A 15,704-nucleotide genomic window follows, 5' to 3' on the forward strand; every position below is an offset into this window, starting at 1 on the left:
GTTTGAAGCGCCGTCCGTTAGAGGCTTGAGCCAACAGCTCAACAGGGACCAGAACACGCTGGCAATTGCTCCTGTCGAGCTTTTTCAGGACGGAACGGGTGTTCCGTTGTGCTGTATCCATGACGGTCTCGGGCTCAGCTGGTCATATGCGTCATTAGGGCGTTATCTGAATTGCCCGATTATCGGGATCAACCAGGTCAATCGTGACGGCGAAGCTGACCCACGATCAATCAACGCCATGGCGGCTCGCTACGCGGACAGGCTACGAGCGGTGCACCCTTCGCCCGCATACAAGCTTCTTGGGTGGTCGTTCGGAGGTGTGGTGGCGCACGCACTTGCCGTTGAGCTGCAACGCCGGGGATGCACGGTCGAACGTCTGGTTCTGCTCGACCCGTCTTTCACGGGCAAACGGATCATGGCAGGGAACCAAGCCGTTGATCAGAGTCGAATTCTGGAACACATCTTGCGAAGTAACGGCATCGCGATCCCGAAGGATGTCCGACCTCTCACTTACGAGAAAGCACAGCAACTACTCTCGGAGCAGGCAGCACTCGAATCCGCACTTCCGCCCCGTCACTTGGTGGAGTTCATGGTCAACAACCTGAAAGCGAATCAACGCTATCTGCTCAGGCACAGACCGCCTCGGTTCGACGGTGACATCGTGATCTTTTCCGCATCGCGCATCCCTAGGGTGAGTGCGAGGTTCCCAGAGCTGCGAGCCAGACTCGCGATGCGTGCCCATCTGCACAGGTGGCGGCGGCATGTTGCCGACGAGATCACGACATACTCTGTCGACTGCACACATTACGAGTTGCTCAGCCCCACAACGCTGACGATGTACGGGGAACAACTCAAACGCGCATTAGAGGCCTAGCGATCGAGCTCAACCCACAAGGGCGAAGGCATTGGCGCTCGATAGGTGGGTCGGGTCTTGCGTACTAGCGGGCTGCTGCCGGAGCGGCACTCACGCTTCGGTGGTCAAAGCTTGCTGATGCCTTGAAGCACTAGGGACACTCCGACCAATAGGCAGATACCAAGAACAATGCGGCTACGGTTCGCCAGCACCCAGTCGTGTACTCGGCGCAGTACTGCTTCTGTTCTTACCGGTGCGATCAGGTATCCGACGAGGATCAGTTCGGCAACCGCATACATCACAAGAGCGAATGCGATTGCGCCGGCGACCTGTGTGCCTATCGCAACTCCGGAGGAGGCGATCAACGCAACGACAAAGAGAGTGCCGTCCAACGGCATGGTCCAAAAGCCGATGAAGAACGCAATCCACAGAGAGCCGTTCTCCCAGGCGTTGCGGGCGCGGCCGAGCAACCGCCGCATAGCAGATGCCCCGTCCAGCGTCTCGTCTTGCGGGCGGCCAAGAATCCGCAGGATCGGAATCTGCCGGTGCGATTCCAGAGTCAGGGTAGAAATGTTGGCTGCATGTGCCGGTACGGTTGTGCGCTGAGCGGCAAGGAAACGCACGATGAGCAGCGCGGTGATCACCAGCGTCACAGATCCCAGGCCGATCTGAATGTGGGGCACAATCGAGCCCTTAGCGGGACTCGACAAATACTGCTCAAACGAGCGAAATGTCGGCATGAAATGCAGCAACATCAGTGGTACAAGCGAGTCGAACAGGCAGACCGTCATGCTGCCCAGCCAGTAGGCGAGCAGGTTCTGCACAGGACGCGGGCGAGAAATCATCAGGAGCACCAGGCCGAGTCGTACTGGATTGAGCGCGGCAAGGCATGCGAACCCCAGCACGGAACCCCACATGTTTAGCACCCTACCGTGTCCGAGGAACCCTTTTGCTGTTTTGGGGCGGGCAGGCGGTTCCCGGCCTGGAGCGGCGGCGGTTCGTGGAGATGGTGAGCGCGGGGCTGGAGCAGCGTATTGGCGCCCGCAGAACCGCACAAGCCGGTGCGGGTGCTGTCGTTGGGTTCGTTTAGCGCTGCCGCGATGAAAGACGCTGTTCGACCAATTGGTACAAAGGCACAGCTAGAACACCTGTAACACCGATCAGCACTGTGTGGCTGCGCCATGTGTGCGGCATGAGCGGCATAAAGGCGGCAACAACACTTGTTGCGGCCTCAATTGAGTCGTACCCTGCACGGACTAGCTTAGGTGCGCCCCTCGCAATAGGCAGAGGTCAACGCTCGCCCTGTGGTGAGTGACCTTTGCTGAAGGTTGAGCCAGAGAGCCGACGCAGCCGCTGCGACACCTACCCGAACCAGGGGGTGTCATTCGCAAACCAGTCGGCCATCGCCACGGTTCACCCCGTTGAGAACACAGCCACACAGGCCCTGCCAACCAATGGCGCCAAGAATGGCCGGTAGTACAAAAAATTACGTTCAAAACTAACCGAACCATCGTTTCCTCCTGCCATACTCCCGTGTATGACAGCAAATGCACGTGTTGCTGGCCGATCGACCGGAAAGTTCCGGGAAAAGGCGGTGACATTGATTCAGAAGGGCATGACCCGCACCCAGAAGTACATCTATCCCATCGTCACCCGCCGGTACGCCGGAGACGACATCTTGTTCATCAACTACGGGTACGAAGAAGACCCGCCCATAAATCTGCCGCTCGATCCTGCCGACGAGCGCAACCGGTACGCGATCCAGATGTACTACGCCACGGCAACGCAGGTCGACATCTCTGGCAAGCGGGTGCTGGAGGTCGGTTGCGGCCACGGGGGAGGCGCCTCGTTCATCATGCGAACCCTGCACCCGGCCTCGTACACGGGCCTCGACCTGAATCCGGCCGGCATCGAGTTCTGTCGGCGGAAACATCAAATCGAGGGCCTCGACTTCGTCCAGGGCGACGCCCAGAACCTGCCGTTCCCCGACGAATCGTTCGACGCGGTCATCAACATCGAATCCTCACAGCACTATCCCGACTTCCCTCGTTTTCTCGCCGAGGTGGCCCGCGTGCTGAAACCCGGTGGGCACCTGCTCTACACCGATGCCCGCGGACCCGTAGGCCTTCCCACTTGGGAGGCCGACCTGGCGGCCGCGCCGCTGCGGATCGTCTCGCAACGAGATATCAGCACCGAGGTCGCGCGCGCCATGGAACGAAACTGGCAGCAGGCGCAGGACGACGTCGACAAGCGGCTGCCGAAGCTTGTCCGCCCCATCAGCCACTCAATGCACCGCAAGATCTACGAAGGCTTCAAGACCGGCCAAACCCCGTACCGCATGTACTGCCTGGCCAAGGACTGAGCAGGCGGTTATCTCGCCGCAGGCGAGAATCCGCATCTGCTCACCCGGTTTTCGCGGGCGCAAGCTTCTCGCACAGTTGCCCCGCCAAGTCCCGAATCGTCGTCGACATGTCGGTGGCACTGATGCGCACGCCCGTCTCGGTCTCGATGCGGGTACGTAGCTCCAGCGCGCCCAGTGAGTCCATCCCGTACTCCGCGAGCGGACGGTCCGGGTCGATGCTGCGACGCAGGATCAGGCTCACCTGATCGGAGATCAAACGCCGCAGCCGGGTCGGCCACTCGTCGAGAGGCAGCTCGTCCAGCTCAGCGCGCAGTTTGCTTGTGCCCGAACCTTTTTGGCCGGTGTCGCGGAACGCCTCGGCGAACGGGCTCTGCGCAGCGAACGCCGCCAACCACGGCGCGTCGGTGATCGGCGCATACCCGGTGTAGGCGCGCTCGTGGCGCAACAGCGTTTCGAACGCGTACGCACCCTCGTCGGGCGTGATCGCCGTACCCATTCCCTCGGCCAGCGCCGTGCCTGCCCCGATCTGGCCCCAGGCGCCCCACGCGATCGCGGTGGCCGGAAGACCTCGAGCCCGCCGCCACAACGTGAAAGCGTCCAGCCAGCTGTTGGCCGCCGCGTACGCGCCCTGTCCCGGGGAGCCCACCAGTGCGGCCGCCGAGGAGAATGCACAGAACCAGTCCAACGGCTGGTCGGCGGTGGCGGTGTGCAGATTCCAGGCACCGTACACCTTTGGCGCCCAGTCTCTTTCGACCAGCTCGTCGGTGATGTTGGCCAGGGTGGCGTCCTCGATCACCGCGGCTGCGTGCAGCACGCCCCGCAGCGGAAGACCCGTGTCCGTCGCCACCGACACCAAGCGCTCCGCCGTCGCCGGTTCGGCGATATCGCCGCACTCCACCACCACGTCAGAGCCCATCGAGCGGATCATGTCGATGGTCTCCTGCGTCTTCTCATCCGGCTGGGAACGCGACGACAGCACGATCCGACCGGCACCGCCCGAGGCCATCTTCTCGGCGAGGAACAAACCCAAGCCACCCAAGCCGCCGGTGACGATGTAGGAACCGTCGGTGCGGAACACCGGAACCTGCTCCGGCGGCACCACAACGGTGCTCTGCCCCGAACGCGGAATGTCCAGGATCAGCTTCCCGGTGTGCTGGGCGCCGCTCATCATCCGAATCGCGGTGGCGGCGTCGGCAAGCGGATAGTGCGTGGTCTCCGGCATCGGCAGCTTGCCCTCCGCAGTGAGCTCATACACCGTCTTGAGCAGCTCCCGCACCCGATCGGGATGGCTCACCGACATCAACGCCAGGTCGACGGCATAGAACGACAGATTGCGCCGGAACGGGAACAAGCCCAACCGGCTGTCGCCGTAGATGTCGCGCTTACCGATCTCGATGAATCGCCCACCGAATGCCAGCAGCTCCAGGCCCGCGCGCTGGGCGGCACCAGTCACCGAGTTCAGCACGATGTCCACGCCGTACCCGTCGGTGTCGCGGCGGATCCCGTCGGCGAACTCGAGGCTTCGCGAATCGTAGACATGCTCGATTCCCATGTCCCGCAGCAACTGTCGACGCTGTTCGCTGCCGGCGGTGGCGAAGATCTCTGCACCGGCGGCGCGTGCAATCGCAATCGCCGCCTTGCCCACACCGCCGGTGGCGGAATGGATCAGCACCTTGTCGCCGGCCCTGATGCGGGCCATATCGTTCAGCCCGTACCAGGCCGTGGCGGTCGCGATCGTCAGCGCAGCCGCCTCAGCGTCGCCCAGACCGTCCGGCAGAGTGACGGCGAGGTTCGCGTCGCACGTGATGAACGTGCCCCAGCAGCCGTTGGCGGACAGACCGCCGACGCGGTCACCGACCTTGTGGTCGGTCACGTCGGGCCCGACCGCCGTCACGACTCCGGCGAAGTCGATGCCAAGCTGTGGCAGACGACCGTCGAAAGCGGGGTAACGGCCGAACGCCACCAGCACGTCGGCGAAGTTGATGCTCGACGCGGTGACCGCAACTTCGATCTCACCCGACCCGGGCGGAACGCGGTCGCAGGCCACGAGTTCCAGCGATTCCAAGTCACCCGGCGTGCGGATCTGCAGCCGCATCCCGTCGCGTTCGTTGTCGGCGACCGCCGTCTTACGCTCCTCCGGGGACAGAGGAGTGGGGTACAGCCGCGCGGTGAACCACTCACCGCCACGCCAGGCGGTCTCGTCTTCTTCAGACTCGCTGATCAGCTGGTGCGCCAGTTGCTCGGCGTCGCTCTCGTCGTCCAGGTCGATCTGAGTGGGACGCAAGTGCGCCTGCTCGGTGCCCATCACCCGGATCAACCCGCGCAGTCCCGCCTGCTCGAGGTTGGGCTGCTCGCCGGGCAGCACAGCTTGGGCATTTCGGGTAACGACGAACAAGCGGGGCGGCTCACCTGCAATCTCCGGCAGTTCACGCATGATGCGCACCAGATGCTGCACATATTCACGCCCGAGTGAAGGCGATTCACCGTCTGCGTCGCCGTTCTTCGGTCCGGTGAGCACCACCACCCCGGTGAAGCCGCCGCCACGCAGATGCGCCGCGAGTTGCTCGGTGTTGGCGCCGTGGTCGGCATGCAACGGCCAGCACATCGACGTGCATTGCGCCCCAAGGTTTTTCAGCGCATCGGTCAAGGCGGTGGCCACCTGGTCGGTGTTGACGGTGCTGATCAGCAACCACGATCCGGCCTCGGCGTGCTCGATCTCCGGCAGCTGACGGTGCTGCCATTCGGTGGTCAGCAACCGCTCGGCGAGCACCCGGTCACGGCGGCCCTCCTCGGACACCGAGGTACCCAAGCGCAGCCCCTGCACCGACAGCAGCACGGCGCCGTGTTCGTCGAGCACGTCGATGTCGGCCTCGATACCGGAAGCGTCCGCCTTCGTCACCCGCGTGCAGCAGTAGTGCGCGTTGCGGGCAGCGGTGTAGGACCGCAGCCGGCGAATTCCCAACGGCAAGCCCAGCACCCCTTCACCCAACGCGCGAACCGCCGGATGCGCCTCGACCGACTGGAAGCAGGCATCCAGGAGCGCGGGGTGCACGGTGTAGGCGTCTTGCTGCGAGCGGATCTGGCGCGGCAGAGCGACCTCGGCGAGCACCACGTCGGTCTGGTCGTCGCCGGTGTGGACCGCACCCAGACCGCTGAACGCCTGGCCGTATTGCATACCCCGCTCGTCCATGCGCCGGCGGACCTCGTCGCCGTCTTCGCGTTCGGGGTTCTTCGCGAGCAGAGCAGCGATGTCGTGCGCAGGAGGCTGCTGGTCTTCGGCGACCGTGAGGGTCGCGCTGGCCTGCCGCGCAGTCTCCCCACCCTGACTTGTCTCCACCGTGAACTCGACGACACCGGGTGCCGACGATGACGCCGACGCGCCGACAGTGGTCTGCTCGTCGAGCAGCAGCGCCTGCTCGAAACGGATGTTGCGAACCTCGGACGACTCGCCCAGCACCGCTCGTGCGGCCTCCAGCGCCATCTCGCAGTAGGCGGCGCCCGGCAGCACGGCCACGTTGCGAATCTGGTGATCGCCCAGCCACGGATGGGCAGCGGTACCGACTTCGCCTTGCCAGACGTGCCGTTCCGGTTCCTCCTGCAAGCGCACATGCGCACCGAGCAGCGGGTGGACCGTCAACGTGTAAGCGCCGTGCATCGGGGCGTCCTGCCCGCCACCGGTCAACCACAGGTGGCGATGCGTCCAGCAGGGCAGCGGCGCGTCCACCAGGCGACCCGTCGGATACAGCACGGAGAAGTCGACCTGAGCGCCTGCGCTGTGCAGGTCGGCGACGACGCCACGCAGCCCGTGCGGCATGTTTTGTTCGCGGCGCATACTCGCCACCGCAGCCAACGGCACGTCGACGCTGCGAGCGATCTGGTCAAGCGCGCGGGTGAGCAGCGGGTGCGGAGACACTTCCGCGAACACGCGATAGCCGTCCTCGAGCGCGGCCTGCACTGCCGTGGCGAACCGCACCATGCGGCGCACATTGTCGGCCCAGTAGCCGGCATCGAACACCGGCTCTTCGCGGGGGTCGAACAGCGTCGCCGAGTAGAACGGGACCTCAGGCTTGCGCGGCTGCAGATCCTTCAGGGCGTCGGTCAGGTCGCCGAGGATCGGGTCAACCTGTGGCGAGTGGAACGCGACGTCGGTCGGAACCTCGCGGGCCATCACGTCGCGCTGCTCCCACACCGCGATCATCTCGCGGACCTTCTGCGCGTCACCTGCGATCACTGTGGACTGCGGCGAGGCCACCACCGCCACCACCACGTCGTTGATGCCGCGGGCCATCAGCTCTGAAAGGACCTGTTGTGCAGGCAATTCCACCGACGCCGTCGCGCCGTTGCCGGCGATGCGGTTCATCATCCGGGACCGGCGGCAGATGACCCGCAACCCGTCTTCCAGCGACAGCGCGCCCGCCGCGACGGCCGCCGCGGCCTCACCGAGGGAATGCCCGATCACCGCACCCGGCCGCACCCCGTATGACTTCAAGGTCTCGGCCATGGCGATCTGCATGGTGAACAGGGTCGGCTGAATGCGCTCTTGGCCGGTCACCACCTCTGGTGACGTCATCGCCTCGGTCACCGAGAACCCGGACTCGCTGGCGATCACCGGCTCGGCCTTGGCGACGGTCGCGGCGAACACCGGCTCCGTCGCAAGCAGCTGTGCCCCCATCGACTTCCATTGCGAGCCTTGGCCGGAGAACACCCACACCGGGCCGCGATCGTCGTGCCCGACCGCGGGCTCATACGGCGCGTCTCCCTCGGCGACCTCCCGCAGGACCTCGACGAGCTCGGCGTGACTGCTCGCTATCACGCCGGTGCGCACCGGGCGGTGTACGCGGCGGCGCGACAGCGTGTAGCCGAGATCCGGCAACGAAACATCGTGCGTCTGAACCCAATTGGCGAGCCGGCCGGCGGTGCGGCGCAGCTCGCCGGCCGAGGTGGACGACAACGGGAACAGCAAAGAATGGGCGGACGGCTGGGTCTGCGGTGCCTGCGCAGCGGTGTCGGCCGTCTCCGGGGCCTGCTCCACGATCGCGTGCACATTGGTGCCCGAGATGCCGTACGCCGACACGGCCGCGCGCCGCGGCCCCTGGCCGTTCGTCGGCCACGGCGTATTCTCCTGCGGCACAAAAAGATTCGTTTCAATCTTCGCCATCTTGTCAGGCAGGCGATTGAAGTGGAGGTTCTGCGGGACCACTCCGTGCTGCAGGGCGAGCACGGCCTTCATCAGTCCTAGGGCGCCGGAGGCTGACTGGGTATGCCCGAAATTCGTCTTGGAAGAGGCCAGGGCGCAGGGCCCGTCGACCCCGTATACCTCGGCGAGGCTGGCGTATTCGACGGGGTCGCCGGTGGGTGTTCCGGTGCCGTGCGCCTCCACCATGCCGACACTGGCCGGGTCCACGTCCGCCGCAGCCAACGCCTCCCGGTAGGCCGCGACCTGGGCGGCCCGCGACGGGGTTGCGATGTTCACCGTCCGCCCGTCCTGGTTGGCCGCAGTGCCGCGGATCACGGCCAGGATCCGGTCGCCGTCGCGCTGCGCATCCGCCAAGCGCTTGAGCAGCATGACGACGCAGCCCTCGCCGCCCACGAACCCGTCGGCGTCGACGTCGAACGCGTGGCAACGGCCGGTGGGCGACAACATGCCCTCGGCCGAGCCGGCCGACCACTTCCGTGGGTCCAGCGCCAGCGTCACACCACCGGCGAGCGCGAGGTTGCTCTCGCCTTCGTGCAGGCTGCGGCAGGCCAGGTGCACCGCGGTCAGGCCCGACGAGCAGGCGGTGTCGACCGTGAGCGCGGGGCCGTGCAGCCCGAGGACATAGGCGATCCGCCCGGACGCCAAGCTGAAGCTGTTGCCGGTGAAGCCGTAGGGCTGCTCGACGGCGTTGGCGTCGGCGGCCAGCAGCTGGTAGTCGCCGTGAGTGAGCCCCACGAACACGCCGGTGAGCGAGTCGGCCATCCGCTCGCGGGTGAGTCCCGCGTGTTCCATGGCCTCCCATGAGGTTTCCAACAAGATCCGGTGCTGCGGATCGGCGGCGGTGGCTTCCCGCTCGTTGATGCCGAAGAAGTCGGCGTCGAAACCGGCGACGTCGTCGAGGAAGGCGCCCCACTTGGAGACGGACCGACCGGGCACCCCCGGTTCGGGGTCGTAGAAGTCGTCGGCGTCCCACCGGTCGGCCGGGATCTCGGTGACCAGATCCTCGCCGCGCAGCAACGCGTCCCACAGCTTGTCAGGGGAGTCGATACCGCCGGGCAGCCGGCAGGCCATGCCGATCACGGCGATCGGAGTGACCCGTGTGGTGCCCACCGTCGTCGACGTTACGGCTGACTCCGAGCCCGACGAATCATGCCCGGTCCCGACCGAAGCCATGTGCCCTCCTCATAGCAAACATTGCGTTGCCCTTGCCCCCGCCAGGCTCGATATCCCCGCCCGCGCAAGATGGCCAAGATACCCGCGTCGCGATGGTCCCTTGCTCACCTCAGCGGCTTCGGGCGCGCCTCAGCAGGCAGTCACAACCGCCCACGTTAATTTCGCGCATGCCGAGTTGTCCCGAAATCCACCGAATCCGTCCCGGAAGTGACACTAGCAAAATCCCGTCGCGGTGTTTGCTGGACGGCGGTTTGTCGTGGCTACACGGTGCGGGCTAGGCGCTGCGCGAGCAGGCTGGCGAACTTCGCCGGGTCTTCGGGGATATCGCCTTCGGCGAGAAGCGCTGTGCCGTAGAGCAACTCCGCCGTCTCGGCCAGCTCCGACTGGTCACCGCCCGACTTGTGCGCCTCGTGCAAACCGGTCACCAGCGGATGGTTCGGGTTGAGTTCCAGGATTCGCTTGCCGACGGGCACCGACTGGCCGGATGCGCGGTACATGCGTGCCAGCGCCGGGGTGATGCCGAAGGTCGGAGTGATCAGGCATGCCGGTGACTCCGTCAGCCGGGACGACAACCGCACTTCGGACACGTGTTCGCTCAGGGTCTCTTTCAGCCACGTCAGCAGGTCGGCGAACTCGCGCTGCTGCTCTTGGCGCTCGGCCTCGTGAGCCGCCTTCTCCTCCTCGGAGTCGAGGTCCACCTCGCCCTTGGCCACCGACTGCAGCGGCTTGCCGTCGAACTCGGGCACCGACCCCACCCACAGTTCGTCGACCGGGTCGGTCAGCAGCAACACCTCATAGCCCTTGGCCTTGAACGCTTCGAGGTGCGGCGATTTCAGCAGCTGCTCGCGCGACAGCCCGGTGGCGTAGAAGATCTGCGTCTGGCCGTCCTTCATCCGCTCTACGTATTCGGCCAGCGTGGTCAATTCCTCGTCGCTGTGCGTCGAGGCGAACGACGAGATGCGCAGCAGCGTGTCGCGGTTGTCGACGTCGGACATCAGGCCTTCTTTGACGACCGCGCCGAACTGCGTCCAGAACGTGCGGTAGTCATCCGGCCGCTCCGCCTGCATGTGCTGAATGGTCGACAACACCTTCTTGGTCAGTCGCCGACGGATAGCCGTCACCTGCCGGTCCTGCTGCAGGATCTCCCGAGAAACGTTGAGCGACATGTCTTCTGCGTCGACCACGCCCTTGACGAAGCGCAGGTATCTCGGCATGAGCTGGTCACAGTCAGCCATGACGAACACGCGCTTGACGTAGAGCTGCACCCCGATCTTGGCGTCTCGGGTGAACAGGTCGAACGGGGCGTGCGACGGAATGAAGAGGAGTGCCTGGTACTCGAAGGTGCCCTCGCCCTTCATCGCGATGATCTCGAGCGGTTCGTCCCACGCGTGCGCGATGTGCTTGTAGAACTCCTTGTACTCCTCGTCGGAGACCTCGTCTTTGGACTTGGCCCACAACGCCTTCATCGAGTTCAGCGTCTGCGTTTCGACGGTGACGGTCTCTTCGCCGCCCTCCTCGGTGGCCGGGCTGCGCCGCTCGACCTGCATACGGATCGGCCAGGAGATGAAGTCCGAGTACTTCTTCACCAGCTCCCGGATCTTCCACTCCGCGGTGTAGTCGTGCAGCTGGTCTTCTTTGTCTTCGGGCTTGAGGTACAGCGTGACCGACGTGCCCTGCGGCGCGTCCTCGACCGATTGGATGGTGTAGGTGCCGTCCCCGCTGGACACCCACCGGGTGGCTTCGCTTTCCCCGGCCTTGCGGGTGAGCAGCTCCACTTTGTCGGCCACCATGAACGTCGAGTAGAAGCCGATGCCGAACTGACCGATCAATTCCGCTGAGGCGCTGGCATTTTGGGCCTCGCGCAGCCGCTGGCGCACTTCGGCGGTGCCCGACTTGGCCAGGGTGCCGATCAGGTCCACCACCTCCGCGCGCGTCATACCGATGCCGTTGTCGCGAACGGTGAGCGTGCGCGGATCCTTGCCTACCTCGATCTCGATGTGGAGGTCGGAGGTGTCGACGTCGAGGTCTTTGTTCCGCAGCGCTTCAAGACGAAGTTTGTCCAGCGCGTCGGAGGCGTTGGAGATCAACTCGCGAAGAAAAGAATCCTTGTCGGAGTAGACCGAGTGCACCAATAAATCCAGCAGTTGGCGTGCCTCGGCCTGAAACTCCAATTGCTCGGCGTGTGCAGGCATGCGATTCCCCCAACAGAAGTGTCGGTACCGCAACGAATAATACCGAGCGTCATCGATCGGCGGGACGCCGCCCGAACCGCGGCTGCTCCCATGCCGCCGCGTACGCACCCAGGACGTCCTGGGCGCTGGGGTGACCGCAACAAGGTAGCCAACTCGACTTTGCTGCCGGTTCCCGAGTGCGCCGGCAACGCCCACTGTAACCTGATACGCGTGACACAGACTTCCCTTACTGACGTGCTGCGCGAGCGCGCCAGTCTGCAGCCCAACGAGAAGGCGTTCACGTACATCGACTACGACCAGGACTGGGAAGGCGTTGCCCAAACCCTGACCTGGTCGCAGCTGTATCGGCGTGTGCTGAACGTGGCGCGGGCGCTCGACGAGCACGGATCGCCTGGTGACAGGGTGCTGATCCTGGCACCTCAGGGCTTGGAGTACATCGTTTCGTTCTTCGGTGCGCTGCAGGCCGGCCAGATCGCGGTTCCGCTCGCCGTTCCGCTGGGCGGCGCCGCTGACGACCGTGTCGACTCCGTGATGCAGGACGCGTCGCCATCGGTGGTGCTCACCACGTCGTCAGTCGCGGGAATCGTCACCGAACACCTCAAGGCGCAAGGCGGTCAATCCGTTCCGGCGGTCATCGAGGTGGATTTGCTAGATCTCGACGGGCCGCCAGGGTCGAGTTCCCGCAGAGCTGACTACCCGGAGACCGCCTATTTGCAGTACACCTCCGGGTCCACCCGTTCGCCCGCCGGCGTCATGATGTCGCACAGAAATGTGCTGGCGAATTTCGAGCAAGTGATGTCCGACTACTTCGGCCATTACGGAAAAATTGCGCCGCCGGATACCACCATTGTGTCGTGGCTGCCGTTCTACCACGACATGGGTTTGTATTTGGGAGTCTGCGGGCCAGTGCTCTCCGGAATTCACGCGGTGCTCACCAGCCCGGTGGCCTTCTTGCAGAGGCCGGCGCGATGGATTCAACTGCTCGCCCGCAACAGCAAGGCCTACACGGCCGCACCGAACTTCGCGTTCGAGCTCGCGGCCAAGAAGACCTCCGACGACGACATGGCCGGCCTCGACCTGAGCGACGTGCTCGTCATCGCCACCGGCAGTGAGCGGGTACACCCGGCCACGCTTCGGCGTTTCACTCAGCGGTTCTCCCGCTTCAACCTGCCCGAGGCCGCGATCCGGCCGTCGTACGGTCTGGCTGAGGCGACGGTGTATGTCGCCACGCGCGACGCCACCCAGCCACCGGCCATCGTGCGGTTCGACACCGAGAAGCTGACCGCCGGCAACGCCCAGCGCAGCGAAAACAGCGGTGGCACACCGCTTGTCAGCTACGGGGTGCCGCGCTCGCCGATGGTCCGCATCGTCGATCCGGACAAGCACACCGAGTGCGCGGCCGGAACGGTCGGCGAGATCTGGGTGTACGGCGACAACGTCGCGTTGGGCTACTGGGGCAAGCCGCAGGAGACCGAGAACACCTTCCGCGGCAACATCGTCGCTCCGTCAGCCGGCACGCCGGAGGGTCCGTGGCTGCGCACCGGCGACTCGGGTTTCCTCTTCGAAGACGAGCTGTTCGTCATCGGCCGGATCAAAGACCTGTTAATTGTCTACGGCCGCAACCACTCTCCGGACGACATCGAGGCGACCATCCAGGAGATCACCCGCGGCCGCTGCGCCGCGATCGCGGTTCCGGACAGTCACACCGAAAAGCTCGTCGTGATCATCGAGGCCAAGAAGCGAGGGGAGACGCCCGACGAGGTCGCCGAGCAGCTCGACTCGATCAAGCGGGAAGTCACGTCGGCGATCTCGAACTCCCACGGGCTTGCCGTCGCGGATCTGGTCCTCGTGGCGCCGGGCTCCATTCCGATCACCACCAGCGGCAAGGTGCGGCGGGCCACCTGCGTCGAGCATTACCGGCACGGTCAGTTCGAGCGCCTGGACGCATAGCCTGTTTGCCCTCAGCGCGACGCGCTGGTGAACCACTTCGTCTTGATGCGCCACGAGTGCGCCGACGCCAACGCGAAGCCGGCGCCGCAGATGCACGCAAAGAACCACACCAGCGTGCCGCCTTCGATGGATTGAAGCGGCGTCACGTACGCGGTGATGATGCGCACGAGGCAGGCCAGGATGCCGCTGGCCGACGCGGCGAGGTACACATTGGCGATGCGCCGGGAACGCGGATCCTTACGCAGCACCAAGAGCGCCCGCGAGCCGTATGCGAGCAGATAGATCAGCGTGCCGCACAGCAGCAGCCAATAGGTGTCGAGCCAGAAATCGGTGGGCACCTCGAAGAAGTCGGCCCGGTAGATCGCGGCGCCGTTGCCTATGGAGAACGTGGCCAGCAGCAGCGGGATGCACAGCGTGGCTGGGCGCTCGACGTACTGCTTGAACGAGGCCTGCATGGCGTCGTCGTCTTGGAGCCGCCCCAGGGCGTTGTAGACGATGGCCGATGCCGCGACGATGTAGCAGTCGTGGCCGATGTAGTCCTCGAGATTCCACTTGCCGGTCAGCGCATGGAGCGCATGGCCGAGGGTGGCCGAGGCCAGCGGAGACATCAGTAGCACGGCGAGGCCCTGCAACGCGATGTTGAGGGTTGCCGCGACCTCCCAGCGGCATGACCAGGTGAGGCGACGAATCCACAGACTCCACGAAACGCACGCCAGCGTGATCGTGATGAGCGTTGCTAATGCCATGGGCTCTTGCCTTTGTGCCGGGCCAGTGTCAGCAAATGCTACAGCTAACCGGCGCTACAGCGGGGGTGCATCGGCGCGCGGTTTCAATTCAGACAGCTTCGGGCGGCGCTGAGTGGGGGGCGCCTGTCGCACGGTGGCAACGTGGAAAGGAGTGGATTGGAGGTAGCTGGCCACCTCGTCATGGCTCATCAACCCGAACCTGATCTGCAGATCTGGGTAGCTGAGGTGGAACCTGTCGGCCACGCGGCGCAGCTCCTCGGCGTCGGGATAGTCGTCCTCCTTGATCCGCCGGTAGTAGGTGCTGCTGGAGATGCCGAGCGCGTCGTAGATCTCCTTGGCATCGACATCCCCGTCGAGCAGGTAGCTGAGCAGGGCCTTTAATTGCCTGCCGTTCTCGTCTGTCCGTGGCACTCCCTCACGATAGACGCTTGGGCCCCGTTTGGGCAGCCCCCAGCAAACGTCGGACGGTGTTCTCGTTATTGACGTTGCCGTTGGACTTCTGGCACAGGACTCCCAAAACTGGGACAGTGGCGTACGGTAAGCCCCATGTCTGAGATCTCCGTCGACAGCTCTTTGCAGATCGTCGATCACGACGTTGCTGGCGCGGCCCGCCCCGAGAACCTGGCAAAACTTTCCGCTCCGTTGACCAGCATGGTGACGGCCGAGCTCGACGAGGCCCAGAGCTATCTGGGCCTGAGAACCGACGAGCTACTGATCGCGGCGTTGGGCCGCGCCATCGCCAGAACGTTCGGAGACGGCGAGGTGGGCGTCGACGTCTTCGGCCACGGTTCCTCGATCGCCCTGGCCTGCCCGGCCGACCGGGAGCTGGACGCCACCAAGCTGCTGCAAAGTGTTCAGCGCTCGCTCGCGGGAGCGTCGCGCCGGATCGCGCCGCGGGCCGCGGTCTTCTTCTCCAACGTGGGCTTTGCGAACGTCGGTGCCGCGGCCGAATCGTCGTTCGCCGAGCTGCCGCCCGCCGAGACCCTTTCCGACACCGGTCACACGCTGGCGCTTCGGGTGTACCGCAGCAGCGATGTGCTGCAGATGGATTGGTGGTACGACAGTCGCCGGCTGGACGCAGCAACAGTCGAAGAGCTCGCCGAGCAGTTCCCGCTGGCACTGATCGAGTTGACATCGGAAGCGACGCCGCCACTTCACCAGGACAGCCAGCTGGCCATGGCCTGAACTGCGCGGATCAGCCGGCTCGGTAGAATCGGTCCAACGGCGTCGA

General features: G+C 64.9%; 9 protein-coding genes. 4 read left to right on the forward strand and 5 right to left on the reverse strand.

Features of this window, described 5'->3' with window-relative positions:
* Positions 1-874: thioesterase domain-containing protein (locus tag AC5Y4C_RS17675; protein WP_499964096.1), on the forward strand; the 874-nt coding region annotated here is incomplete at its 5' end.
* A 104-nt stretch (positions 875-978) separates the two neighbouring features.
* On the opposite strand, the gene AC5Y4C_RS17680 is transcribed toward AC5Y4C_RS17675, so the two are convergent.
* Positions 979-1,770, reverse strand: a complete 792-nt coding sequence (locus AC5Y4C_RS17680) for a GAP family protein (RefSeq protein WP_499909888.1) — start codon at positions 1,768-1,770, stop codon at positions 979-981.
* A gap of 698 nt (positions 1,771-2,468) precedes the next feature.
* Between AC5Y4C_RS17680 and AC5Y4C_RS17685 the strand changes: the two genes are divergently transcribed.
* Positions 2,469-3,215, forward strand: coding sequence for a phthiotriol/phenolphthiotriol dimycocerosates methyltransferase (locus AC5Y4C_RS17685; RefSeq protein WP_499910106.1), 747 nt, complete (start codon positions 2,469-2,471; stop codon positions 3,213-3,215).
* Between the two features lie 40 nt (positions 3,216-3,255).
* Here the strand turns inward: AC5Y4C_RS17685 and pks2 are convergent, their stop codons facing one another.
* The gene (gene pks2 / locus AC5Y4C_RS17690) at positions 3,256-9,585 is read right to left on the reverse strand and encodes a sulfolipid-1 biosynthesis phthioceranic/hydroxyphthioceranic acid synthase (protein WP_499964094.1); all 6,330 of its coding nucleotides are present in this window, start codon (positions 9,583-9,585) and stop codon (positions 3,256-3,258) included.
* 260 nt (positions 9,586-9,845) lie between these two features.
* Positions 9,846-11,777, reverse strand: a complete 1,932-nt coding sequence (gene htpG, locus AC5Y4C_RS17695; protein ID WP_499964092.1) for a molecular chaperone HtpG — start codon at positions 11,775-11,777, stop codon at positions 9,846-9,848.
* Positions 11,778-11,987: 210 nt separating this feature from the next.
* On the opposite strand from htpG, the gene AC5Y4C_RS17700 reads away from it, so the two are divergent.
* A complete protein-coding gene (locus AC5Y4C_RS17700) occupies positions 11,988-13,727 on the forward strand; it encodes an AMP-binding protein (RefSeq protein ID WP_499964090.1) in 1,740 nt (579 codons plus the stop codon).
* An 11-nt stretch (positions 13,728-13,738) separates the two neighbouring features.
* On the opposite strand, the gene AC5Y4C_RS17705 is transcribed toward AC5Y4C_RS17700, so the two are convergent.
* A complete protein-coding gene (locus tag AC5Y4C_RS17705) occupies positions 13,739-14,473 on the reverse strand; it encodes a hypothetical protein (RefSeq protein ID WP_499964089.1) in 735 nt (244 codons plus the stop codon).
* A 54-nt stretch (positions 14,474-14,527) separates the two neighbouring features.
* Positions 14,528-14,884, reverse strand: a complete 357-nt coding sequence (locus tag AC5Y4C_RS17710; RefSeq protein ID WP_499909895.1) for a helix-turn-helix domain-containing protein — start codon at positions 14,882-14,884, stop codon at positions 14,528-14,530.
* Between the two features lie 135 nt (positions 14,885-15,019).
* Here AC5Y4C_RS17710 and AC5Y4C_RS17715 point away from each other — a divergent pair, with 135 nt between their 5' ends.
* Positions 15,020-15,658 (forward strand): hypothetical protein, encoded by a 639-nt coding sequence (locus AC5Y4C_RS17715; RefSeq protein WP_499909897.1) that lies wholly within the window; start codon positions 15,020-15,022, stop codon positions 15,656-15,658.
* Positions 15,659-15,704 lie beyond the last annotated feature (46 nt).

The organism is Mycobacterium sp. NGS35 (genome assembly GCF_059812855.1).

What these genes read in the sequence shown, in the direction of transcription:
- AC5Y4C_RS17715 (WP_499909897.1), top strand. Translation starts at nt 15,020, where the DNA reads ATGTCTGAGATCTCCGTCGACAGCTCTTTGCAGATCGTCGATCACGAC.
- pks2 (WP_499964094.1), bottom strand. Translation starts at nt 9,585, where the DNA reads ATGGCTTCGGTCGGGACCGGGCATGATTCGTCGGGCTCGGAGTCAGCC.
- AC5Y4C_RS17705 (WP_499964089.1), bottom strand. Translation starts at nt 14,473, where the DNA reads ATGGCATTAGCAACGCTCATCACGATCACGCTGGCGTGCGTTTCGTGG.
- AC5Y4C_RS17680 (WP_499909888.1), bottom strand. Translation starts at nt 1,770, where the DNA reads ATGTGGGGTTCCGTGCTGGGGTTCGCATGCCTTGCCGCGCTCAATCCA.
- AC5Y4C_RS17685 (WP_499910106.1), top strand. Translation starts at nt 2,469, where the DNA reads ATGACCCGCACCCAGAAGTACATCTATCCCATCGTCACCCGCCGGTAC.
- htpG (WP_499964092.1), bottom strand. Translation starts at nt 11,777, where the DNA reads ATGCCTGCACACGCCGAGCAATTGGAGTTTCAGGCCGAGGCACGCCAA.